Source organism: Leifsonia sp. 10L418, assembly GCF_056395445.1.
In genome coordinates, this window is the sequence record NZ_JBFTJN010000005.1 from 1 (window position 1) to 22657 (window position 22657).

The window sequence follows — 22657 nt, forward strand, 5'->3', positions numbered from 1 at the left end:
GTTTCGGCGGCCATAGCGAGAGGGAAACGCCCGGTCACATTCCGAACCCGGAAGCTAAGACTCTCAGCGCCGATGGTACTGCAGGGGGGACCCTGTGGGAGAGTAGGACACCGCCGGACTTAACTTAGCAACACCAAGAAAGCCACCCCACGGGGTGGCTTTCTTGCGTTAACCACCCGGCTCGAAAACGGGCACGAAAGTCCGGTGGTCGAGCCTGTCGAGACCCCGTCAGCCAACGCTCAGACGCAAACTACGACGGCCGTGCGCCTCCTCTGGCGGCCGAGCCCTCGCCTGATCTCGAGACACGGCCGACTCCATCAGGCGCTCTAGATCAACGAATTGGGAGCGGTTAGAGACCCGGCCGCGCGACCTCCCCGAACCAGTGCGCTGACCTTGACCGTTCCGGTCGAGTTTGCCCGGCGTTGCAGGCAAGGTCGACCGCAACGGTCAAAGTCGACGAAGGTCCGTTCCGCAGCTGAAGCCACCCCGTCGGGGTGGCTTTCATTCGTTAAGGCGCTATTGCGCGGTGAGCCGGTCAGGCCGGTCAGGAGCGGGGGCGGCCGGCGCTACAGGCCCGGTGCCGCTACGCGGGTGGGAGCCAGCACGCCGACCGAGGGAAGGGGCACCAATTCGCGGCGCTGTCCATCAGCCGGGCAGCTAGCGGTTCGGGAAGTCGTGCGGCAAACCGGTCAGAACGGGGGCGAGTCGAGTCTGCTGAGCCTGTTCAAGGTTCAGCGCGGCGAACTCGCGGTCACGGCGGAGCGCCTGCACGCCCAGAAGGAAGGTCTCGGGGGAGACGGACGGAACTGGCGACACGTACGGGGCGACTTCCTCAGCGAGTGAAGCACTGAGCTTCTGTCTCGCAAACGGCGTCAGCGCGGTGGCCTGGCCGAGAAACTGCGCCACCCGGCGAGCGAGCCGATCAGGCAACTTGGCGACATCCGCCGTCAACGCCCAGGCCGTGAGCTCTGCGGGAAGACGCAGCACCGCTGCGTCCGAGCGGGGGACTCGCTCATGCTGACTGTAGGTGCCGGCCAGTAGATCGCCGAGACGTTTCGACTTACTGTTCAGCAGGCCTGCCGTCGCGGCGATCCCCCCGAAGGTCATGAAGATTTCGAGCACACCGAGTAAGGCGCGAATGAACGCGTGGCGCAAACCGATTGCACCACCGTCGTCGCGCACAATGCGCGCGCCGATCGCCAGTTTGCCGAGTGAGCGGCCTCCGGTCGCCCGCTCGACGAGCATGGGAACGATCAGGATGGCGAACACGAGGCCGGCGATACTGAGCGCTTGTGAGAGCGCATCGTCCATCACATCAGCGAGGAGCCAGAACAAGATCACCATGATGAGCAGGAAGAGCAGTAGATAGGCAGCCCAGTCGATGAGCGTGCCGGCGCCGCGCAGAATGATGCCGGCGGGCCGGACATCGAGCGCTACGGCTTCGCCGGTGATGAGTTCGTACTCATCACTGACATTCTCCTCGTGAACTGCCGACTCCGCGGGCTTCGCCATGTCACTATTGAAGCAGATGGATCTCGACGCCTACTCCGCCGCGCACCGCGCCGAATGGGACCGCCTTGCCGCACTTGGCGCGCAACGGTCCCTCTCTGGGGAGCAAGCAGACGAATTGATCGCCCGCTATCAGGCGGGCGCGACCCAGCTTTCGGCGTTGAAGACCACGGCAGGGTCAACACTGCAGGGCGACCGGCTGTCGGTATCGTTGTCGCGGGCTCGGCTGAGATTCACCGGGGCAAGCGCAAATGTGCTGGCTCAGATTCCGCAGTTCTTTCTGCTGCAGCTGCCTGCAGCGTTGTACCGACTGCGCTGGATCACGCTCGTCGTCGCACTCGTGACGTTCCTCGTCGCCGGCCTCTACGCGGCTTGGGCGCTCGGCAATCCTCAGGTGCTCGCGAATTTCGGTTCGGACGAGCAGCTGGCAAAGCTGGCCAACCATGATTTCGTCGACTACTACTCGTCGAACCCCGCAGCATCCTTCGCCGGCCAAGTCTGGACGAACAATGCCTGGATTGCCGCACAGTGCATTGCGTTCGGAATTCTCGGCGTCTACGTGCCGTACATCGTGCTGCAGAATGCCCAGAACCTTGGCGTCAATGCAGCAGTGATGTTCGCCTATGACAAGGGCGACGTGTTCTTTCTCTACATCCTGCCGCACGGGCTGCTCGAGCTCACGGCCATCTTCGTCGCAGCAGCCGGAGGGCTCCGCATCTTCTGGGCATGGATTGCTCCCGGCGCCCGCACGCGGGGCCAGGCGCTGGCCGAGGATGCTCGAGCGCTGTTCACCGTCGCGATCGGGTTGGTCTTCGTGCTGCTCGTGTCCGGGGCGATCGAGGGCTTCGTGACCCCGGCGCCATGGCCGTGGCCGATGAAGATCGGCATCGGCGCTTTGGCGCTCGTGCTCTTCCTCGTGTACATGCTCGTGGTCGGTAAGCGGGCCACGCGGCTCGGGGAGACCGGAGACCTCAGCGAGTTCGAGGCCGGGGCCCGCCGCATCTACGCCAGCTGAGCTGTCGAAGCCGGCCGAGCGGCCGGATCTCGACTGTCGGCCGGTGATGCCGGTTACAGGCGCCCGGCCGCTTTCAACGCGAGATACCGGTCGGAGAGCGCCGGCGGGAGATCGGCCGGAGGAGCCGTCACGACTTCACCACCGAGCTGACGGATGGCGGCAGACACGCTTGCGACGTCGAGCAATGCTCGCTCGGCGGCCGCGGCCGTGTACACCTCGTCGCGGTGGGAACGCCGGCCGATCGCGGCGGCTGCTCCGGGGTCGGTGACCGAAGCCACAACCACGGTGTGCCGGCGCGTGAGCTGCGGCAGCACGGAGAGCAGGCCCGACGACGAGCCGGCGGCATCGATCGAGGTCAACAGAATCACCAGGGCCCGTTGGCTGGTGATCTGCCGCACCTGTGCGGGCACCGAAGCCCAGTCCATCTCGATCAGCTCGGGTTCGATCAGGGCCATCGTGTCGACCATCCGGGAGAGGAGCTCCGCCCCTTGCGCCCCCTGAACCCGGCCGCGACTGCGACGGTCGTAGGCGAGAAAGTCGACGCGATCACCGGCCCGCGAGGCGAGCGCGGCGAGGAGCAACGACGCCTCGAAGGAGGAGTCAAGGCGCGGCTCATCATCGACACGGGCCGCAGCGGTGCGCCCTGTGTCGACCACGATGACGACCCGACGATCACGTTCCGGGCGCCAGGTGCGCACCATCACATCATTGCGTCGCGCCGTTGCCCGCCAGTCGATGGATCGCACGTCATCGCCCCGCACGTACTCACGCAGCGAATCGAACTCGGTGCCCTGCCCACGCACCATCACACTGGTTCGTCCGTCGAGCTCCTTGAGTCGCGCGAGGCGCGACGGCAGATGCTTGCGGGAATGAAAGGGCGGCAGTACGCGGATGCGACCGGGTGCGGCCAGCGTGGCCTGTCTGGCCCACAGCCCCAGCGGGCCAACGGAGCGCACTGTCACCTCGCCGACTCGCCGTTCCCCGCGACGAAACGGCGTCAGAGTGATCACGATGCGGCGCCTCTCGCCGACCGGGATACTGACGCGGCTGCGATTGTTTCCTGCGCCGGCCGACGGCTGCCAGGCATCCCTCACGACGCCGTGCAGACGGCGCTTACCGGTGTTGGTCAGATACAACTCGCTGTTGACCGACTCACCGAGCCTCACCCGTGTCGGAAGGATGCGGCGGAGCGTCAGCTGGCGGGGCGACGCGGCGAGAGTCAGATCGACGGCGCCGAGAAGGACCACACCGAGCAGCCACCAGCCGAGCACCGAGGCGGCGGCTTCAACTGAGTTTCCGAGCAGCACAATAGGCACGGCGCCGAGGGCGACGAGAAGAACGAAGCGTCCGGTAACGGTCATCGACGCGACCTAGATCGGAACCTGAACCTGTTGCAGGATCGAGCGCAGGATGGCGTCGACGCCGATTCCCTCGAGCTCGGCCTCCGGCCGCAGTTGGATGCGGTGACGCCACACGGGCAATACCATCGCCTGCACGTGATCGGGGGTGATCGACTGATAGCCGTTCAGCCAGGCCCAGGCCTTGGCCGCGGCGAGCAGGGCAGTGGTGCCACGCGGGCTCACCCCCAACTTCACCGACGGGCTGTGCCGGGTCGCCCTGGCCAGATCGACGAGATACGCCAGGACATCGGGACTGGCGCCGACGGCAGACACCGCCTGCTGTGCTTGGGCGAGTTCGTCAGCGCCGAGCACGGCGGTCACCCCGGCGCCGGCCAGGTCGCGTGGATTGAAACCGTTCGAGTGCCGGCGGAGCACCTCGACTTCGGTCTCGCGCTCGGGCAGGTCGAGCACCAGTTTCAGCAGGAACCGGTCGAGCTGCGCCTCGGGCAGAGTGTACGTTCCCTCGTACTCGATCGGGTTCATGGTGGCGGCGACGATGAACGGCTCGGGAAGCGGAAGCGACCGTCCGTCGACACTGACCTGACGTTCCTCCATCGCTTCAAGAAGGGCCGACTGAGTCTTCGGTGGCGTGCGGTTGATCTCATCCGCCAGCATGATGTTCGTGAAGACCGGCCCCTGGCGAAACTCGAACTCGCCGGCCCGAGCATCGTAGATCAGCGAGCCCGTCACATCTCCGGGCATCAGATCCGGTGTGAATTGAACACGCTTCGTGTCGAGGCTGAGTGCATGGCTGAGCGATCGCACCAGCAACGTCTTGGCGACACCCGGCACGCCCTCCAGAAGTACATGGCCGCGCGCCAACAAGGCGATGATCAGTCCGGTGACTGCGCCATCCTGGCCGACGACGGCTTTGCCGACTTCAGCGCGCACCTGAGCCAGGGCTTGACGCAGTGTTTCATCTGTTTCGAGGAGAGTCGTCATCTGTCAATTCTTCCGTGTCGGGGGAGCGGGCGAAGTGGGAGGTGGGGTGTTACCGGGAAGCATTCGTGCGACCAGCGCCTCAAGCTCGGTGAGACGGTCGGACAGGCGGATGAGGTCGCTGTCGTGGTGCGGAACCTCATCGACCAGAACCGCACGCACGTCGGTGACGTTCTGGCCGGTGAGCGCGGAAACGGCGACGATGATCTCCGAATAGTGCGCGGTGCGGGGGAGGCCGAGTCGAGTCGCCAGTCGGCTGAGCGTGCCGATACGCAGGGCATCGATCGCACGAAGCCGGGCAGAATTGCGTGCGTAGAGCCGCGCGCGGCCCTCCATCGTCTCGTTGGCTCTGACCGTCACCGGCAGGTTCTCGGCGACCAATGGGCCGAATCGGCGGCCACGCCAGACAAAGGCGCTGAGCGCGGTGAGCAGCAGAAGCACAAGCACCGGGGTCACCCAGCCCGGGGTCAGCGCGCCGAGCGATGGCGGACCAGTGCGGGGGATATCCGCCAGAGTCGGGAGGTACCAGACGACGCTCTCGCTCTCGCCCAACAGATTCAGAGCGAGAGCGGCGTTGCCAAACGTGGCGATCTCGCCGTTCTGGAACACGGCGGGCTGGGCGACGAGGGTGAGGGTCTTGTCATCGTGAACGAGTTCGACGAGCGAATACGAACCGTCTCCGCTGGGGAAGCACCCGGTCGCAGCGATGCTTGCGTCGGTGATGCGAAGCGTCTGCCCGCCGGGCGACAGCGTGCCGGCCTTGACAGCAGCCGGCACGGCGCACTCGGCGGACAGAGCGTCGGCGGTGCTCACGCCGCCGAACCCCAGACCGGGCGCTGCCGTCTCAAGAAAGGTGAAGTCAGGCGCCGCGACCACGGAGCGGGCGGGGAAGCGCAGCAACTCAGTGAGCTGATCGGAAGACAGGTAGCTGTTTTCGTCAGCGAAGAACAGGGTCGGGTCGGCGGATGTCGACAACGCGGTGGTGGCCTCCTCGAGAGTGTTGACGACGCGCACGCTCACCCCCTGCTGGCGCAACACCTCGACGAGGGCCTGGCTTCCGGCGGGCGCCGGATTTCCCGCAGCCAACGGCACGCCCCCCACCGAGCTGCCACCGGCGATGAGAGAGGCGACCATCGCAACGACCACCGCACCGGCACCGGCCAGTACCCAGAAGAGTGCGCGTCGCCCGGCCGTGCGAACCGTGGGCGTCGACGAGGAGGTCTGTCGGGGAGCCTGCTGCCTCTCGGCCTGACGCTGCGCCCGACGAGTCGCCGCGACAGCCTCTGCTGGTTCCGTGGAGACGGTCATGACAGCACCACCTGGGAGTGGTCATCCGGGGCAATGCTGTGGTCGGGCAGAATCGGCCGTTCCCCGCGCAGCGCGCTTTCGAGGTCGGCGAGGGACGTATATCCGTATTCCGTGCCCTCGGTTCCGAGATAGCGAACCTGGTCAAACGTCACGGCCGCTTCGACCAGCTGAGTTCGGTGGCCGGGAAAGGCGGTCGCGGCAGCGGCGGCGACGTCATGCGCGGTGGTGCCCGGCGCCAATTGAACGATCGTTCGCTCGAAGAGCCCGCGGGCAATTGCCCGAAACATCTCCTCGGAGGCACGGCCCCACTCGCCCGTCGTTGCGGAGGCGAGCGCTGACTTTCTCATCATGTCGGCCGAGCGGTGATCATCCTCGCCAAAAAGCACAGAGGTCGGCTTGCTGCGACGGTTCAGCCGGGGGAGTCCGAAAATCAGAAACGCCGTGACGACGAGGGCTGCCACGATGACGGCCACGATGAGGGGGAGCCACGCGCCGAGCCCCTCGCCGGACGGGACGGTCAACGACTGGACCCAGTCGAAAAACGCCTGGGACAAGCGATCGAACCAGGTCGGTTTGGCTGCCTGATAGGGGGCCTTGGCCAATTCTTCGTTCAGCCACTGCCGTGCTTCCGGCGCGCTGGGGTCAACCGGGATGTCGGCACGCCGAAACGTTTCTGACCAGCCTGTGAATGTCGCGTCAACCACCCCGCTGATCGCGATCATGCTCAGTGCGAGCCCCAACCGGGCGGGGAACTCTGAGTCGGCGTCGGGACCGGACGATACGGGTCAGGGAGTGAGGACGACCCGGGCGCGCCAGAGTGCGCGGCCTCGACGAACCGCGCCAGCTCGAGGTCGAGGCCCTCTTTGCGCATCCGCAGGTCGATGTAGATGAGCGCGGTTGTCGCCGATTGGATGACGGCGGCGACTGCCCCGAGAACGAGCGAGACAAGAAGGATGACGACGTAGAGGATGGCGGACGGCACGAAACTGTCGATCGCCGCATTCGGGTCAACGAGTGAGAAGCTGATCGAGAACAGAAACGTCAACGGAGTCACGACGACCTGGGTGATCACGTTGACGATCGCTGCGACCAGAAACTGCACTCCGAAGGTGCGCCAGAAGTAGCCGATCGTCAGCGACCAGGAACGACGAACCGCCTGACGGATGCTGAGCCGCTCGAGCACAATCAGGCTGGGCACGAGCGAGGTGCGGGTAAACAGCCACACACCGATGACGGCCAGACCCAGTCCACCGAGAATGCCGATCACGACGGCGAGTGCGATCCACATTCCGCCGAGAACTGCGAACACAGCCACGAGTCCGGCGATCAGTCCGACTCCGACGAGCAGCGCTGCAGAGAGAACCAACGTCCACAGCACCAGCGTCCACAGCCGTCGGCCGGCCGTGCGCCAGAGAACAGCGAGTCGAAGCTTCTCACCGAGAGTCGCGCGGGCCACTTCGAGCACGATCACGCCCTGGAGCAGAGCCGAGGCGACAACCGAAAGCGCGATCGGGAGGATCGCCGACAGAACGATGGTGAGGGTGGCGCCCGCCGAGACGGTATCCCGTTCGTCCAGCGGAGCGGAATCGATCCGTCCCACAGCGAAGTAGGTGACGAGCCCGATGGTGAGCAACGAAATGATCAGGCTGGCCGCCTGAACGAGGAGCGCGCTTCCGAACGTCGCCTTCGGATTGCGTTTCAGAACCTGGAACGGTGCGGCAAGCAGGGCGCCGAACCCGAGAGGTCGAAGTGGGATCAATCCGGGCTTCGGCGGCGGGGTCCAGCCGTGCGGTGCGCCCGACGGCGGAGGAAAACCACCGGCGGGAGCCGCAAACTCCCCGTAGCGAGGCGCGTCCGGCCCTGCTCCGGCCGGGGCCGCCGAAGGGCCGGGGGTGGGTGATTGCCAGTTCTGCGGGTCCGTCACGTCACCCATGCTGGCACACCAGCGCACTCGAAGCATGTTCCGAGGCGTTCCGGAGCAGTACTCGGCTACGCTGAGGCCAGAGATTACAGGAGTTGCCGCCTGACCAGGGGGCCTCAAGCGGAAACGGATGAATGAGCGCACGCATATTAGTTGTCGATGATGACCCCGCGCTGGCGGAAATGATCGGCATCGTTTTGAACGGTGAGGGCTTCGACACTCACTTCTGTGCGGACGGCGCGCTCGCGCTCGGAGCCTTCCACGAGACGAAGCCCGATCTGGTGCTTCTTGACCTGATGCTTCCCGGACTTGACGGGATCGAGGTCTGCCGCCTGATCCGCGCGGAGTCGGGAACTCCCATCATCATGTTGACGGCGAAGTCCGACACGACCGATGTCGTCAAGGGGCTCGAATCCGGTGCAGACGACTATATGGTCAAGCCGTTCAACCCCAAGGAACTCGTCGCCCGAATCCGGACACGACTCCGCCCGGCCGCCGTCGTCTCGTCGGCGAATCTGCATATCGGCGACCTGGTCGTCGATGCTGCCGGACACGAAGTGCGACGGGGCGACCAGCGCATCAACCTGACGCCGCTCGAGTTCGATCTGCTTCTGGCCCTGGCCTCGAAACCGCAGCAGGTGTTCACGCGCGATATGCTGCTCGAACAGGTCTGGGGCTACCACTACAAGGCGGATACCCGCCTCGTCAACGTGCACGTCCAGCGATTGCGGGCCAAGGTCGAGGACGACCCGGACAACCCACGTATCGTCATGACGGTGCGTGGTGTCGGCTATCGGGCCGGCGCGGTCGGATAACAGCAATGTTTGCGCGACCAACGGCTGCGCGCACCCCGGTGGCGCTGGGCGGCCGAACCTGGTTCCGCCGGGTTGCTGCGTTATGGCGGTCGTCTCTACAGTTCCGCACCGTCGGCATCACCGTCGTGCTGTCGGGCCTGGCCATCCTGCTCGTCGGCGTCTACATGTCGGTCAGCATCGGAAACGACCTGTTCCAGTCGCGGCTGAACCAGGTGCTGCTGGAGTCGAATCGGGCCACGACAGCGGCGCAAKGGATTCTGGATTCGTCGGATGCCGCAGATCGCGTGCAGGTGCAGGCTCTGCTCGGATCCGCCCGCACCCTGATCACGGCTACCTCGTCCAGCCGGCTGATCGCCGTTCTCCGGGTTCCGGGGCAGGAAGCGTCGTCGGTGATCCCGCAGGACTCGTCGACGTTCGGCGAATCGACCAACGTCATCTCTCCCGAGCTGCGTGAAGCGGTGCGGGCGAATTCCGGTGAACAGTTTTGGCAGTCGGTGACTCTGTCGAACGACGACGGCCAGGACTACCCAGGGATCGTCGTCGGCTCGCAAATTTCGGTTCCGGTCGCAGGGGGCTATGAGCTGTACATCGGCTACAGCCTGCAAGAAGCCGAGGGCACGCTCCTCTTCGTGCAGCGGACGCTGCTCATCGCGGCAGTGGCGCTGATGCTGCTGATCGGGGCGGTCACCTGGATTGTCGTGCGTTTCGTCGTGACGCCGATCCGGGTCGCCGCCGAAACCAGCCAGCGCCTGGCGTCAGGCGATCTTGCTGTGCGGATCCCGGAGAAGGGTGAGGACGTCATCGCAACGTTGGCGCGCTCGTTCAACGGCATGGCGGACAGCCTGCAGAGTCAGATCAAAAAGCTGGCCGACCTGTCGGAGGTGCAACAACGATTCGTCTCCGACGTGTCGCACGAATTGCGCACCCCCCTGACCACGATCCGCCTGGCCGGGTCGGTGCTCTACGATCAGCGCGCCAACTTTCCGCCGGCGACCGAACGCACCGCCGAACTGCTTCACACCCAGGTGGAACGGTTCGAACTACTGCTCGGCGATCTTCTGGAAATCAGCCGCTACGACGCCGGCTCGGTGCAGGTCGAAGCTGAACCCACGAACTTGGTGCACCTGGCCGAGGATGCGATCGACAGCATGCGCTCCCTCGCCGAATCGAAGGGCACCGAACTCAGGCTCGTCGCGCCCGGTGGGCACCTCAACGCCGAGGTCGACCCGCGTCGCATCCGTCGTATCTTGCACAACCTCATCGGAAACGCGATTGAGCATGGTGAGGGCAAACCCGTGGTGGTCTCTGTCGACAGCAACGCGACCGCCGTCGCGCTCTCGGTGCGCGACTTCGGGCTGGGGATGACCGACGCCGACGTCGCCCATGTCTTTGACCGGTTCTGGCGGGCAGATCCATCACGTCAGCGCACGATCGGCGGAACCGGACTGGGCTTGGCAATTTCGCTCGAGGATGCGACGGTGCATGGCGGCTGGTTGCAAGTCTGGTCGAGCCCCGGCGACGGATCCTGCTTCAGACTGACCCTCCCGCGACGTTCACGTGACACGCTCACCGACTCCCCGCTCCCGCTGACGCCCGATGAGGGGCTGGTCGGCGAGATGCCTCCCGGCCTCCTGCTTGACGGAAAGACGACGGAGGGCACCAATGTCTGACTCTCCTCGCCGTTCCCGCCTTCGGGCGTGGGGCGCACTTGCCGTTCTCGCCGTGACGCTGCTCGCCGGATGTTCGGGTATTCCGCGTTCCGGAGAAGTGCAGGCCGGGGCCGCAGCCCCGCCCGGCGACACACTGAACCCGGTCTTTCTGCCGTCCGGCCCCGAGAAGAACGCGAGCCAGGAATCGATTCTGCGCGGTTTCATCGACGCCGCATCGAGCCCGGAGAACAACTACGCCATCGCCCGTAAATTTCTCGCCCCGGCCGACAGCACGTCCTGGGCGCCGGATGCCGGAGTGACCGTCGACGACGGAAGCGGCCGGGTGATTCAAGTCGTCGACGACATGGCGATGCAGTTCTCGGTGAAACCGGTGGCGGAAGTCAATGAGAAAGGTGAGTACCGTGAGGTCGGGTCGTCTGCCCCGGTCACCCTGCTCTACCACTTCGTGCTCGTCGAAGGCCAGTGGCGAATCAGCCAACCGCCCAACGGAATCGTGATCGATCAGAACACCTTCCGCGACGTCTTCAGCTCGCAGGAGATCTATTTTTACGATCCGACCTTCACCTATCTCGTGCCCGATCTGCGTTGGTTCCCGCGAGGCGCTTCCGCTCCGACCAAGATCGTGAACGCTGTGCTTGCCGGCCCCAGCCCGTGGCTGGCGCCCGCGGTGACCACAGCCTTCCCCGAAGGAACAAAACTCACCGCCGACGCCGTGCAGGTGGTTGCACGCGTGGCCCAGGTCGACCTGAACAACGAGGCATTGAACGCGGAACGCGTCACGCTGCAACGCATGAAGGCACAGCTGACGAACAGTTTGCCGTCTGGGCTCTCGGTGACGATCACCATCAACCACAACTCGCAGGACATCGGCGATCTCGGCGATGCTGCTCCGATTGTGAACCCGCGCGGTGATGCCAGGGCGCTGATTCTTCGCAACGACGAGTTCGGGTTCTTGGGCGCCACAGGAAGCTCGCTGACCCCGGTCAGCGGTCTGTCGGACAGCATCGCGACGCTGAAGCCGAAAGCCGTCACACTCGCTGCCGGGCAAGATTTCGCAACGGCGCTCGCCGACGGAGGTGTCTACGGAATTCCTGCCGGCGCGCCGGCGAAACTGTTGGATCCGCGCGCGAACCTCATCGCCCCGTCGGTGGACCCCTTCAACATGGTGTGGTCGGTACCGGCTGATCGCCCCGCTGAGCTCTTTGCCTACACGCCGAGTGGTGAGTCGGTCGCCGTGCCGACGAATTGGCAGGACGCGACTTCGATCACCTCACTCGTGGTCTCCCGGGACGGAAGCCGGCTCATCGCCCTGCTGAGCACCGGCACCGATGTGCGGTTCGTCGTCGCGGCGATCAGCCGCGACAAGGGAATTCCCGTTGCTCTCGGCGAGCCGGTCACGCTCGCCGCTGCTCCGGGCACCCCACTGGGCGCAACCTGGATCGACGACGTCACCGTCGCCTCGCTGACGGTCACCCCGACAGGAACGGAACAAATCGTCGCGCAGGAGATCGGCGGCGTGCGCACCCCTCTCGAGCCGGCCCCGCACAGCGTCTCGATCACGGGCGGGAACACGCTGCGCGATCTTCGAGCACTCTCGGTCGACCAGGGGCTGCAGGTGCAGTGGGGGAGTGGCTGGCAGCAACGAATCGATCACGTGGCGCTGATCGCGACGCAGCAGGGGCTCCTCTAACCGCCCTCACCACTCGCAGCCCGGCAGCGGTTCTCCACGGATGAGGTGCGGGCCCGCAGCCGGCGCTTCCCGTGCGGGAACCTGGCGTCGTGAACCTGCGCGACATCTTCTCTGGGCCGCTCCTCGACGCGTTCGCCGTGGTGGTGCCGACCGCCTGTGCCGGCTGTGGCCGGCCTGACCGTGGGATGTGTGCCGCCTGCCGGTACAGCGTGCGACCGCATGTCCACACGGTGTCCAGGGGCGCATTGACGGTCTGGTCGGCTCTCGAATATGCCGATGAAGCCCGGCGAGTGATCGCCGCATACAAGGATGGCGGGAGAACCGATGTCGCGCCGATTCTGGCCGTGGCGCTCCAGAGTGCGGTGCGGGCGGCGCTCGCCGCCGACGAGTCGTTGGATGCCATGGCGCAGGCCGGCTCCCACTCCCACGAAGACCGGGCACGCGGGGTGCGGGTGGCGACGATTCCATCGTCGTCAGTGGCCTGGCGCCAGCGCGGCTTCAGCCCCGTCGGGCTGCTCCTTGCCCACGGAGGCATCGTTGCGGGCAACGTCCTCCGACAGCTCGGCATCAGTCGTGATCAGGTGGGTCTCGGCGTCGCCGAACGGAGCCTCAACAAGCACCTCTCGCTCGTGGCTCGCGGTCGGCTCGACGGCCAGGACTTCCTGATCGTGGATGACATCCTGACGACCGGTGCCACGCTCCGGGAGGCGCAGCGTGCGATTGTGGCCGGCGGAGGGCGGGTTATCGGATGTGCGACGCTCGCTGAAACTCGACGCCGTCATCCCCTCACCCAGCACTCACAGGAAACTGTTCCGCAAATGCTGTGACTTATCTCTCAAGCCCCGCTACGGTGGTCCTAAAGGCGCGAAACAATCGCCCGGATTTGGGCGATTCGCCAGATCTGGAGGTCGTCATGGAAACTATCATCGTCGGACGAAATCTAGGGATCACCGACCGGTTTCGCGAATACGCGACCGAGAAGGCAGAGAAGATCGCGGCGCTGGCCGACAAGGCACTCGCTCTTGAAATCAAGGTCAGCCGGCACAGCGAAAAGAACGGTGCGACCGGCCCCGATCGAGTAGAACTCACGCTCATCGGCAAGGGTCCGCTCGTGCGGGCTGAAGCAGATGGATCCGACAAGTACGCGGCATTCGACGTTGCCCTCGGTCGACTTCTCGAACGAGTTCGCCGCGCGAAAGACCGCAAGAAGGTGCATCGTGGTGGCGCTCACCGCCCGACCTCGCTTCACGACGCGTCGGCAGACGGCTTCAGCGTCGTTGACATCACCCCGGCCACCAGCGAAACACTGGAACGGGTACGCACAGGGTCGATTCCCGTTGTCGGCAGTGAAGCCGAAGGCGAAGAGATTGAAGAGGTGTACAGTCCGGTCGTGATCCGGCGCAAGGTGTTCGAGGCCGCTCCCATGACCGTCGATGACGCGCTCTATTTCATGGAACTCGTCGGACACGACTTCTATCTCTTTCAGGATGCGACGTCACTGCGACCGAGTGTGGTCTACCGCCGGAAGGGTTGGGATTACGGCGTCATCGAACTGGGCGAAGTCTCAGAGGAATCGGAACTGCGGGAGGCAGCTGCCAGCAGTCGCAGCATCTGACCAAGTAGCATTGCTAAAGTTGCCGGCTGTGTCGGCGCGCTGTGTCGGTAGCAGGCTGTGCCGGCAATAAAACATGGCGTCCGACCGGACGACAGGCGTGGCTTGCGCCGTGACGACTAGTGGAGTGCATTCGTGGCCTCAATTCTTGAAAAGGTTCTTCGTGTAGGAGAGGGACGCATCCTGCGTCGTCTCGAGAACTACGCCAAGGCGATCAACGCGCTCGAGGAAGACTTCAAGGGCCTCAGCGACGAGGAACTGAAGAACGAGACGACGACCCTGCGCGAGCGCTACTCGAACGGAGAGTCGCTCGATGATTTGCTGCCGGAGGCCTTCGCCGCTGTGCGTGAGGCCTCCACCCGCACCCTCGGCTTGCGTCACTTCGACGTACAGCTGATGGGCGGGGCAGCGTTGCACCTCGGCAACATCGCCGAGATGAAGACCGGTGAAGGCAAGACTCTCGTCGCGACGACAGCCGCGTACTTGAACGCCATCACCAGCCGCGGTGTGCACGTGATCACCGTCAACGACTACCTGGCGAGCTACCAGAGCGAGCTGATGGGGCGCGTCTTCCGCGCCCTCGGGATGACGACCGGATGCATCGTGTCCGGTCAGACCCCGGAGCAGCGTCGCGAGATGTACGCCGCTGACATCACCTACGGAACCAACAACGAGTTCGGTTTCGACTACTTGCGCGACAACATGGCGTGGCAGACCTCCGACATGGTGCAGCGCGGGCACTACTTCGCCATCGTCGATGAGGTCGACTCGATTCTCATCGACGAAGCTCGCACGCCGCTCATCATCTCGGGCCCCGCATCGGGCGAGGCGAACCGCTGGTTCACCGAATTCGCCAGCCTGGCCAAGCGACTTGTTCCGGACGAAGACTTCGAGGTCGACGAGAAGAAGCGCACCATCGGCGTGCTCGAACCCGGCATCGAAAAGGTCGAGGACTACCTCGGCATCGACAACCTGTACGAGTCGGCGAACACGCCGCTGATCTCGTTCCTCAACAACGCGATCAAGGCCAACGCGCTGTTCAAGAAAGACAAGGACTACGTCGTGATGAACGGCGAGGTGCTGATCGTTGACGAGCACACCGGCCGTATCTTGATGGGGCGCCGCTACAACGAAGGCATCCACCAGGCGATCGAGGCCAAGGAAGGCGTCGCGGTCAAGGCCGAGAACCAGACCCTCGCCACCGTCACCCTGCAGAACTACTTCCGTCTCTACTCCAAGCTGTCCGGCATGACCGGTACCGCCGAGACCGAGGCTGCCGAATTCATGAGCACGTACAAGCTCGGCGTGGTTCCCATCCCGACGAACAAGCCGATGCAGCGCATCGACCAGTCGGACCTCGTGTACAAGAACGAAGAAGCCAAGTTCAACCAGGTCGTCGAGGACATCGTCGTGCGCCACGAGAAGGGGCAGCCGGTTCTGGTCGGAACGACGAGCGTCGAGAAGAGCGAATACCTCTCCCGCTTGTTGGCCAAGAAGGGCGTGCGCCACGAGGTCCTCAACGCGAAGAACCACGCGCGTGAGGCAGCGATCGTTGCCCAGGCCGGCCGACTCGGTTCGGTGACCGTCGCCACCAACATGGCTGGACGTGGCACCGACGTGATGCTTGGCGGCAACGCGGAGTTCCTTGCCGTTGCAGCGATGAACGCGAAGGGCCTCAGCCCCGTTGAAACCCCTGACGAGTACGAGACGGCTTGGGACGACGTGTTCGCCGACGTCAAGTCCGGTGTCGACGAGGAGGCCGAAAAGGTCATCGCGGCCGGCGGACTCTACGTGCTCGGCACCGAACGTCACGAGTCGCGTCGAATCGACAACCAGCTGCGCGGACGCAGCGGGCGTCAGGGCGACCCGGGAGAGAGCCGCTTCTACCTGTCGCTGACCGACGACCTGATGCGCCTGTTCAACGCCGGCGGTGCTGAGGCATTGATGGGACGCCAGGGCGTTCCCGACGACCTCGCCATCGAATCAAAGATCGTCAGCCGGGCCATCCGCAGTGCTCAGTCGCAGGTCGAAGGCCGCAACGCCGAGATTCGCAAGAACGTGCTCAAGTACGACGATGTGCTGAACCGTCAGCGTGAAGCGATTTACAGCGACCGCCGCCACATCCTCGAGGGCGACGACCTGCACGACCGCACGCAGAAGTTCCTCGAACAGGTTATTGACGAGGTGCTCGAGGTGCACACCGGAGAGGGCAACGGCGACGACTGGGACTTCGACGCCCTGTGGACCGAGCTGAAGACCCTGTACCCCGTCGGAGTCACGATCGATGAGGTCGTCACCGAGGCCGGAAGCCGCGGCAAGATCAACCGCGACTTCATGCGCCGAGAAATCCTCTCGGATGCCAAGCTCGCCTACCAGAAGCGCGAAGAGTCCCTCGGATCTCCCGCGATGCGCGAGCTCGAACGTCGCGTCGTTCTCTCGGTCATCGATCGCCGCTGGCGAGACCACCTCTACGAGATGGACTACCTGAAGGACGGCATCGGACTGCGCGCGATGGCGCAGCGCGACCCGCTGGTCGAGTACCAGCGTGAAGGCTACGCGATGTTCCAGCAGATGATGGGGCAGATCCGCGAGGAGACCGTCGGCTTCTTGTTCAACCTCGAGGTCGAGGTCAGCCAGGGCGCAGACGCCGTCGCCGGGCCGGTCGTCGCGGCCAAGGGCCTCACCCCCGCCGAAACGGCAGAGGAGAAGCTCAGCTACACGGCTCCGAGCGATTCCGGCGGAGTCGAAGTGCGCAACCAGCGCGGTCAGATTCAGCAGGCGGCAACGGATCGGGCTCGTCGCGCCGCGGCCCCGGCCCCCGCCGAGGCTGAGGCTCCGGCAGCGCCGGCCCAGCGCGGTGCCTTCGGACAGACGGCCCCCGCCGAGGCTCCGGTCAACCGAGCTGAGCGTCGCAAGAAGAAGTAGCACGAAGAAATGAACGAGCCGGTGGCCTGAACAGGCCACCGGCTCGCGTGTTTAAGCTGAGCGCATCCGGCTCTCCGGCTCTCCGACAGCGGTCGCCAGTTCTGCAACTTTTGACCGATGCGGCGGCCCACCGGGCCGGGCCAGACTAGGAGGCATGATGAAACTCTTCTATGCCTCGTTCAGCTACATGGTGCTCGGTGTGCTCTCCGGCCTGTACTACCGGGAATTCACCAAGACGAATGACTTCACCGGCCAGACCCAACTCGGTCTGGTGCACACTCACCTGCTCACCCTGGGCTTCATCGTCTTGCTCATCGTGCTGATCCTCGAGAAGCAGTTCACGCTGTCACGCAGCCCGCTCTTCAACTGGTTCTTCTGGGTCTACAACGCGGGTCTCATTCTCACCTCGGCAATGCTCGCGGTACACGGTTCCCTGACCGTCGTCGGACAGGAATCGAACAGCGCCATTGCGGGAATCGCGGGGCTCGGCCACATTCTTCTGTCAGTCGGAATGGTGCTGTTGTTTCTGGCTCTTCGCGCTCGCCTGGTCGCACAGCCCGACGTCGCCGAGCCGGTGACAGCGAACGCATCGTCGTCGAAATAGCTCCCGCGATCTAGAGCACGTTGATGGCGCTGGCACGCCAACGGCGATCCAGCCCTTCCAATCGCAGGGCGACGGCCCTGACGCGCGCTTTGGTGTGCACGATGACGACCGCTTCAATGACACCGTCGCGGGGTTCCGACATGCTGATGTGCCCGATGACGAGTGTCGGGCGCTGCACGCGTCGCCCGGTAGCTGCTCGGGCGCGGGCGGAGAGCACGACCCGCGTCAGGAGATGCTTGTAGACGTCGTCGCTCACCCAGCGGGCCAGCTGGTCGAGCTCGCGCGCACCGGCGAGCACCTCGATGACGCACCGGGTGAGGTTGATCAGAAGCGGTTCAGGGTCGGGAAGCTGGCTGCGGCCACTCGGCTGCATTCCGAAGAAGTCATCATCCGGGACGACGTTGCTCCGTGAAGTTTTCTTCGGGGTGGCTCTCGCCACGCTGTCGTTCATCCCAGCTCCGATCTGCGTCACCAGGGAGGTGCCCTGCACCATCTGGTCTTCGGGTGTGCGCATGTGATCTCTCGCGAGGCACCTCCCCCCATTCGGGGGGCGGGTGTCTTGGCGGACACTCAACCAGGCTCTACCGGTCTTGTCTAGGTCGCGGAGGCGACCTGTGGATAACCTTTTCCCGCACAAGCCCCGACCGATAGGTTCGGGATGTGCGCTGGGATAACTTGTTCGACGACCTCGAGGGTCAGCTTGAGCATGAGCTGACCCTCGACGAAATTGACCTCCAGGCCGAGGAGGAACGGTTGCGTCTCGGGCGCCTGACGCTCCGCAGCCGGCTCGTCGGACTCGGCAGTGCGTCTGTCGTGCGAGTCGGGCTGGTGTCGGGGGATACCCTCACCGTGCGCCCGACAACGTTTGGTCGAGACTGGCTCGCCGCCGACATCCTGAACGAGAATCGGGGCTCGGGCAGCGACTCAACGGGAGCCATGTGTGTGCTGCCGTTCACCGCCGTGAGCAGCGTCGTACTTCGGGCCGAGCAGATTCCGCTCTCGCTCGGCGACGAAGGAGAGTCGGCGGCGCGATTCGTCGAACGGATCGGCATGCCCTTTGTGCTCAGGGACCTGTGCCGAAGACGAAAAAGAGTGACTGTCATCACAACGACGGGCGAGATCTCCGGCACGATCGACCGGGTCGGACGCGACCATTTTGATCTGGCTGTCCATGCCGCAGGCGCATACCGGCGAGCGGCGGCCGTCACCGAGTTCCGGATCGTGCCGGTGGCGCATCTCGTGCTGGTGAAACTCGACTAGTCGTCTGCTCCGGTTTCTGGGGCGGTGCCGGAACGAGAGATGGTGTCGGGCTGAATGATTCGGCCGCCGGAGAGCTCCGGAATGTTGCCGAAGTCCGACTGCTCCCAGAGGGCGATTCGCCGTGCCTCTTCGTACTTGGCCTCAATGTACGACTCCAGTACGACGCGTTCCACGCGCCAGGCCCGTGAGGTTCCGATGCGAATAGCGGGAAGCTCTCCGGTTCGCACCAAATCCAGCGCCTGGGAGGCGGTGAGGTTCAGGATCGCCGCCGTGTCAGCGAGCGTCAGAAAGCGCCCCAGTGAGTCGGCGGACACGGAATCGGTCATGATCCGATTATGCGCCGGACGCGGTGACTACTTTCGTGTGGGTGAGGAGTTGTGGATAACTTCTGCGTGACATTTCCCAAACCACGACGATAGAGCCGAAGGCTTAACCCGATGGTGGGTTCAGGGCAGGGGATGTGAGCTGATGAACGCAGCCGTACGATCCGGGCGGAACAGGTTCTGGTTCGACCCACGGTTCTCGATCGGGATCGGATTGGTGATCACGGCCGTCCTCGGCGTCGTCGCGATTGTCGCGAACTCCGACGCGACCACTCCGGTGCTTGCCGCGCGAGAGTCGCTTTCGGCCGGGGACACGATCTCGCGGTCGGACCTCAGAACGGTGCAGGTACGGCTGGGAAGCACGGCGGGCCACTATCTCGTCCCCGATGCCCTCCCTCCGGACGGACTCGTCGTCACCCGCACCGTCGCGGCCGGCGAACTCGTTCCGATGAGCGCGATCGGCACCCGGGAAGGCATCACCAGCACCAGCATCGTCGTCAGGCTGGACGGTACGTTGCCCGCATCGATCGGGTCAGGTTCCGTCGTTGACGTGTGGTCGTCCCGGGCGGCGGAGAACGGAGCGTTCGGTCCTCCGGCCGTGCTCGTCGACKGAGCAGAAATCGTGCGCCTCGTCGCCGCGTCGGGCTTCATGGCCGATGAGGGCACATCCGTCGAGATTCTGGTGCCGAAGCAGGACGTGGCCGCTGTTCTCGAAGCGATGGCGAACGACAGCGCCATTGCGGCGGTTCCGGTCAACACCCGAGTGGAGCCGTGACCGTGGCGACGTTTGCCTTAGCTCTCGACAATGCGCTCGAGGATCGCCTGCTCCTTGACCTGATCGAACACGGGCACACGGTGGTCGCGCGCTCGTCGACGGCCGACGAGCTCGTCGTCGTGCTCGGGCGCACAGTGCCGGATGTGGTCTTGGTGCTCGCCGAGCGCCCCACGCTGACCGCGGCGCTGTTGGCCGCGTGCGATGAACGCGGGGTACGGCTGATCGCCCTGATCGGCTCCGACCCCGGACGACGCCACGCTGCAGCGCTCGGGCTCTACGAGGTGCTCGACGCGGAAGCGGGCTGGCCGGCCATCGAGGCGATGATCAACGCGGAGGTCCCGGCGCCAGATCGGGGAGACCAGACCCCCGCGGGTGCCTTCCCCTCTCCCTGCACGGTCTTGGCCGTGTGGGGGCCAGCCGGGGCGCCGGGGCGCACCACCCTCGCGATCAACATTGCGGCGGAAATCGCCGCGACCGGTCACACCGTCGCACTCGTCGATGCCGACACCTATAGCGGCTCTGTTGCCGCCACGCTGGGCATGCTCGACGAAGCACCCGGTTTCGCCGCTGCGTGTCGGCTGGCCGGCGCCGATGCACTGACCCAGTCCGAGCTCGAACGCATCGCCCAGCGGTACACCTCGGCGCACGGCGCATTCTGGGTGCTCACCGGCATCGGGCGAGCCTCACGGTGGCCCGAACTCTCGACTGAACGCATCACCCGGACGCTCGCGGCGCTCCGGCAATGGGTCGAGTACGTCGTGATTGACACTGGGTTCAGCCTGGAAAGCGATGAGGAATTGTCCAGCGACCTCTTCGCGCCGCGCCGGAACGCGGCAACGCTCACTGCGCTCGGCGCGGCAGACCACGTTGTGGCGTGCGGGTTGGGTGACCCGGTCGGGATGGCGCGATTCTTGCGTTCCTGGGTGGACCTGGCCGACGTGCTCACCACCCGGCGGCTGACTGTCGTGATGAACCGGGTGCGGTCAAGCGCCGTCGGCCTCGACCCGAAAGGTCAGATTCTTCACACGCTGCGCCGCTTCGGGGGCATCGACGGGATCGTCTTGATCCCCGACGATCAGCGGGCCGTCGATGGCGCGGTGCTGAGCGGGCGTCCGCTGCAGGATTCTGCACCGAAATCGCCGGTACGGGCGAGCATCCGTCGTCTGGTGACGACCGAGATCCTCGCCGCTCCGACCCCGGTCAGGCCGAAGCGGTGGCCGCTTCGCGCGGCGAAAGCACAACGCGCATTCAGCTGAGGCGCCACCGGAGAGCACCCTCGCCTGCCGGGCTGCGGCGTGGCGGCATCCGTGGCCGTAGGCTAGTGATCGTGTCGACGCTTAGTGAACTCGTACTTGCCCAGGGCCTCAGTAGTGAAGAAGATGTGGACTGGCTTCACATGCTGGTCGCCGATGGCCAGCTGATCGCCGACCTTGCGTTCGCCGACATCGTCGTGTGGGTGCCCACCGACGCAGGAAGCTTCGTCGCCGTCGCGCATATGCGTCCGTCGAGCGCTGCAACCTTGTTCTACCGTGACTTCGTCGGGCAGAACATCAAGAACGAATGGCGCAAGCAGGTCACCGAGTGCTTCGAGACGGCGAAGATCGTCGATACGACCGCACCCGACTGGTACGAAGAGACCCCGACCCGGGTGCGCGCCATTCCGGTCATGCGTCGACTGTCGACCACTGGCGCCCAGGTGACGGATGCCCCGGTCGCGGTGCTCACCCGGCACACCAATCTGAGCGAGGCGCGCACTCCCAGCCGCCAGGAGCTCACCTTCAACGATTGCGCCAACGACCTGTTCGTGATGATCGCCTCCGGCGACTTCCCGGACTTGGGCGCCCCCACCGGACCGCGGCGTGGAGCGCCTCGCGCATCAGACGGCCTGATTCGCCTCGGCGTCGACGGAGTGACCACCTTCGCCAGCCCGAACGCCCTGTCGGCGTTCAACCGCATCGGTTTCGCCGACGAGCTGGAAGGCGAGTCGCTGGCCGAGGTCACGACCCGGTTGCTGACCGGCAACGCCGTCGTCGACGAGTCACTGCCGCTCGTCGTGACCGGACGCGCGCCCTGGCGCACCGACATCGAGGCCCGCGGGGTGACGGTGTCGCTGCGCGCCATTCCGATTCGCAATCGAGGCGAGCGCATCGGAGCGATCGTGCTCTGCCGCGATGTGACAGAACTGCGCCACCAGGAACGTGAGCTCATCACGAAGGATGCCACGATCCGGGAGATCCACCACCGGGTGAAGAACAACCTGCAGACCGTGGCGTCGCTGCTGCGCATCCAGGCGCGGCGCACCCACTCCGAAGAGGCGCGCGAAGCCCTGGCCCAGGCCATGCGGCGGGTGGCGGCCATCGCCGTGGTGCACGACACCCTGTCGGAGGGTCTCAGCCAGAGCGTCGACTTCGATGCGGTGTTCGACCGCGTGTTGCTGTTGATCGCCGAGGTGGCCAGCGCTCACAACACGACGGCGCACCCGAAGAAATCGGGAGCATTCGGCATTCTCCCGAGCGCCTACGCGACGCCGCTCGCGCTCGCACTGACCGAACTCGTGACGAATGCCGTCGAGCACGGCCTGGCCGGACGCGAAGGCGAGGTGTCGATCGAGGCGGAACGCAACGAGGAAACGCTCACCGTGCGTGTGCGCGACAACGGTTCGGGGCTGCCCGAGGGCAAGGTCGGGTCCGGCCTCGGCACACAGATTGTGCGCACCCTGATCCAGGGCGAGTTGAGCGGCACCATCGACTGGCACACCATGATGGGCAGCGGCACCGAAGTGACCATCGAAATCCCGCTGCGCTACATGCAAGAGGGCTAAGCCAGCTCGCCCAGCTTGAGCGTTCCGGTCGAGTTTCCCTGGTCTAACAGGGAAACTCGACCGGAAGTGT

Annotated in this window: 20 protein-coding genes and 1 rRNA gene; 13 read left to right on the forward strand and 8 right to left on the reverse strand. The window is 65.1% G+C overall.

Features of this window, described 5'->3' with window-relative positions; genetic code table 11:
* Nucleotides 1–2 precede the first annotated feature (2 nt).
* Nucleotides 3–119, forward strand: a 5S ribosomal RNA gene (rrf, locus tag AC1DCF_RS11655).
* 538 nt (nt 120–657) lie between these two features.
* On the opposite strand, the gene AC1DCF_RS11660 is transcribed toward rrf, so the two are convergent.
* On the reverse strand, nt 658–1512 hold the full coding sequence (locus AC1DCF_RS11660) for an RDD family protein (RefSeq protein WP_477211163.1): 855 nt from the start codon (nt 1510–1512) through the stop codon (nt 658–660).
* A gap of 16 nt (nt 1513–1528) precedes the next feature.
* Between AC1DCF_RS11660 and AC1DCF_RS11665 the strand changes: the two genes are divergently transcribed.
* Nucleotides 1529–2524, forward strand: coding sequence for a stage II sporulation protein M (locus tag AC1DCF_RS11665; protein WP_477211326.1), 996 nt, complete (start codon nt 1529–1531; stop codon nt 2522–2524).
* A 53-nt stretch (nt 2525–2577) separates the two neighbouring features.
* Here the strand turns inward: AC1DCF_RS11665 and AC1DCF_RS11670 are convergent, their stop codons facing one another.
* Genes AC1DCF_RS11670 through AC1DCF_RS11690 form a run of 5 tightly spaced genes read right to left on the reverse strand, consistent with a single transcriptional unit; the run spans nt 2578 to nt 8104 of the window.
* Nucleotides 2578–3885 carry a DUF58 domain-containing protein gene (locus tag AC1DCF_RS11670; RefSeq protein WP_477211164.1) on the reverse strand — a complete coding sequence of 436 codons (1308 nt, stop codon included), beginning with the start codon at nt 3883–3885 and terminating at the stop codon, nt 2578–2580.
* 9 nt (nt 3886–3894) lie between these two features.
* Nucleotides 3895–4866: an AAA family ATPase gene (locus AC1DCF_RS11675; protein WP_477211165.1), complete on the reverse strand. Its 972-nt coding sequence runs from the start codon at nt 4864–4866 to the stop codon at nt 3895–3897.
* A 3-nt stretch (nt 4867–4869) separates the two neighbouring features.
* Nucleotides 4870–6171, reverse strand: coding sequence for a DUF4350 domain-containing protein (locus AC1DCF_RS11680; RefSeq protein WP_477211166.1), 1302 nt, complete (start codon nt 6169–6171; stop codon nt 4870–4872).
* The gene (locus tag AC1DCF_RS11685) at nt 6168–6893 is read right to left on the reverse strand and encodes a DUF4129 domain-containing protein (RefSeq protein ID WP_477211167.1); all 726 of its coding nucleotides are present in this window, start codon (nt 6891–6893) and stop codon (nt 6168–6170) included. Before AC1DCF_RS11685 ends, AC1DCF_RS11680 begins: the two co-directional genes overlap by 4 nt.
* Nucleotides 6894–6895: 2 nt before the next feature.
* Entirely contained in the window at nt 6896–8104 is a 1209-nt protein-coding gene (locus AC1DCF_RS11690) for a hypothetical protein (RefSeq protein ID WP_477211168.1), read from the reverse strand.
* Nucleotides 8105–8226: 122 nt separating this feature from the next.
* Here AC1DCF_RS11690 and mtrA point away from each other — a divergent pair, with 122 nt between their 5' ends.
* From mtrA to AC1DCF_RS11725, 7 genes are all read left to right on the forward strand, one after another.
* A complete protein-coding gene (gene mtrA, locus AC1DCF_RS11695; RefSeq protein ID WP_477211169.1) occupies nt 8227–8907 on the forward strand; it encodes an MtrAB system response regulator MtrA in 681 nt (226 codons plus the stop codon).
* A 5-nt stretch (nt 8908–8912) separates the two neighbouring features.
* Nucleotides 8913–10577: an MtrAB system histidine kinase MtrB gene (mtrB, locus tag AC1DCF_RS11700; RefSeq protein WP_477211170.1), complete on the forward strand. Its 1665-nt coding sequence runs from the start codon at nt 8913–8915 to the stop codon at nt 10575–10577.
* Complete coding sequence (locus AC1DCF_RS11705) at nt 10570–12267, forward strand: LpqB family beta-propeller domain-containing protein (RefSeq protein ID WP_477211171.1); 1698 nt, start codon at nt 10570–10572, stop codon at nt 12265–12267. The genes mtrB and AC1DCF_RS11705 overlap by 8 nt, the downstream gene beginning before the upstream one ends.
* 89 nt (nt 12268–12356) lie before the next feature.
* On the forward strand, nt 12357–13094 hold the full coding sequence (locus tag AC1DCF_RS11710) for a ComF family protein (protein ID WP_477211172.1): 738 nt from the start codon (nt 12357–12359) through the stop codon (nt 13092–13094).
* Between the two features lie 86 nt (nt 13095–13180).
* Nucleotides 13181–13882, forward strand: coding sequence for a ribosome hibernation-promoting factor, HPF/YfiA family (gene hpf / locus AC1DCF_RS11715; protein WP_477211173.1), 702 nt, complete (start codon nt 13181–13183; stop codon nt 13880–13882).
* 132 nt (nt 13883–14014) lie between these two features.
* On the forward strand, nt 14015–16804 hold the full coding sequence (gene secA / locus AC1DCF_RS11720) for a preprotein translocase subunit SecA (RefSeq protein ID WP_477211174.1): 2790 nt from the start codon (nt 14015–14017) through the stop codon (nt 16802–16804).
* Between the two features lie 154 nt (nt 16805–16958).
* Nucleotides 16959–17408 (forward strand): DUF2871 domain-containing protein, encoded by a 450-nt coding sequence (locus AC1DCF_RS11725; protein ID WP_477211175.1) that lies wholly within the window; start codon nt 16959–16961, stop codon nt 17406–17408.
* A gap of 10 nt (nt 17409–17418) precedes the next feature.
* Here the strand turns inward: AC1DCF_RS11725 and AC1DCF_RS11730 are convergent, their stop codons facing one another.
* The gene (locus AC1DCF_RS11730) at nt 17419–17922 is read right to left on the reverse strand and encodes an Rv3235 family protein (RefSeq protein WP_441791433.1); all 504 of its coding nucleotides are present in this window, start codon (nt 17920–17922) and stop codon (nt 17419–17421) included.
* A gap of 146 nt (nt 17923–18068) precedes the next feature.
* Between AC1DCF_RS11730 and AC1DCF_RS11735 the strand changes: the two genes are divergently transcribed.
* Nucleotides 18069–18668, forward strand: coding sequence for a hypothetical protein (locus AC1DCF_RS11735; protein WP_477211176.1), 600 nt, complete (start codon nt 18069–18071; stop codon nt 18666–18668).
* On the opposite strand, the gene AC1DCF_RS11740 is transcribed toward AC1DCF_RS11735, so the two are convergent.
* Nucleotides 18665–18994: a helix-turn-helix domain-containing protein gene (locus AC1DCF_RS11740; RefSeq protein ID WP_441791431.1), complete on the reverse strand. Its 330-nt coding sequence runs from the start codon at nt 18992–18994 to the stop codon at nt 18665–18667. The genes AC1DCF_RS11735 and AC1DCF_RS11740 overlap by 4 nt on opposite strands.
* Nucleotides 18995–19208: 214 nt before the next feature.
* On the opposite strand from AC1DCF_RS11740, the gene AC1DCF_RS11745 reads away from it, so the two are divergent.
* The 3 genes from AC1DCF_RS11745 to AC1DCF_RS11755 all read left to right on the forward strand — a co-directional run bounded on the left by AC1DCF_RS11745 (nt 19209) and on the right by AC1DCF_RS11755 (nt 22587).
* The gene (locus tag AC1DCF_RS11745; protein ID WP_477211177.1) at nt 19209–19766 is read left to right on the forward strand and encodes an SAF domain-containing protein; all 558 of its coding nucleotides are present in this window, start codon (nt 19209–19211) and stop codon (nt 19764–19766) included.
* 2 nt (nt 19767–19768) lie between these two features.
* Nucleotides 19769–21022 carry a CpaE/TadZ family protein gene (locus AC1DCF_RS11750; protein ID WP_477211178.1) on the forward strand — a complete coding sequence of 418 codons (1254 nt, stop codon included), beginning with the start codon at nt 19769–19771 and terminating at the stop codon, nt 21020–21022.
* Nucleotides 21023–21093: 71 nt separating this feature from the next.
* Complete coding sequence (locus tag AC1DCF_RS11755) at nt 21094–22587, forward strand: sensor histidine kinase (RefSeq protein ID WP_441791428.1); 1494 nt, start codon at nt 21094–21096, stop codon at nt 22585–22587.
* Nucleotides 22588–22657: the final 70 nt, after the last annotated feature.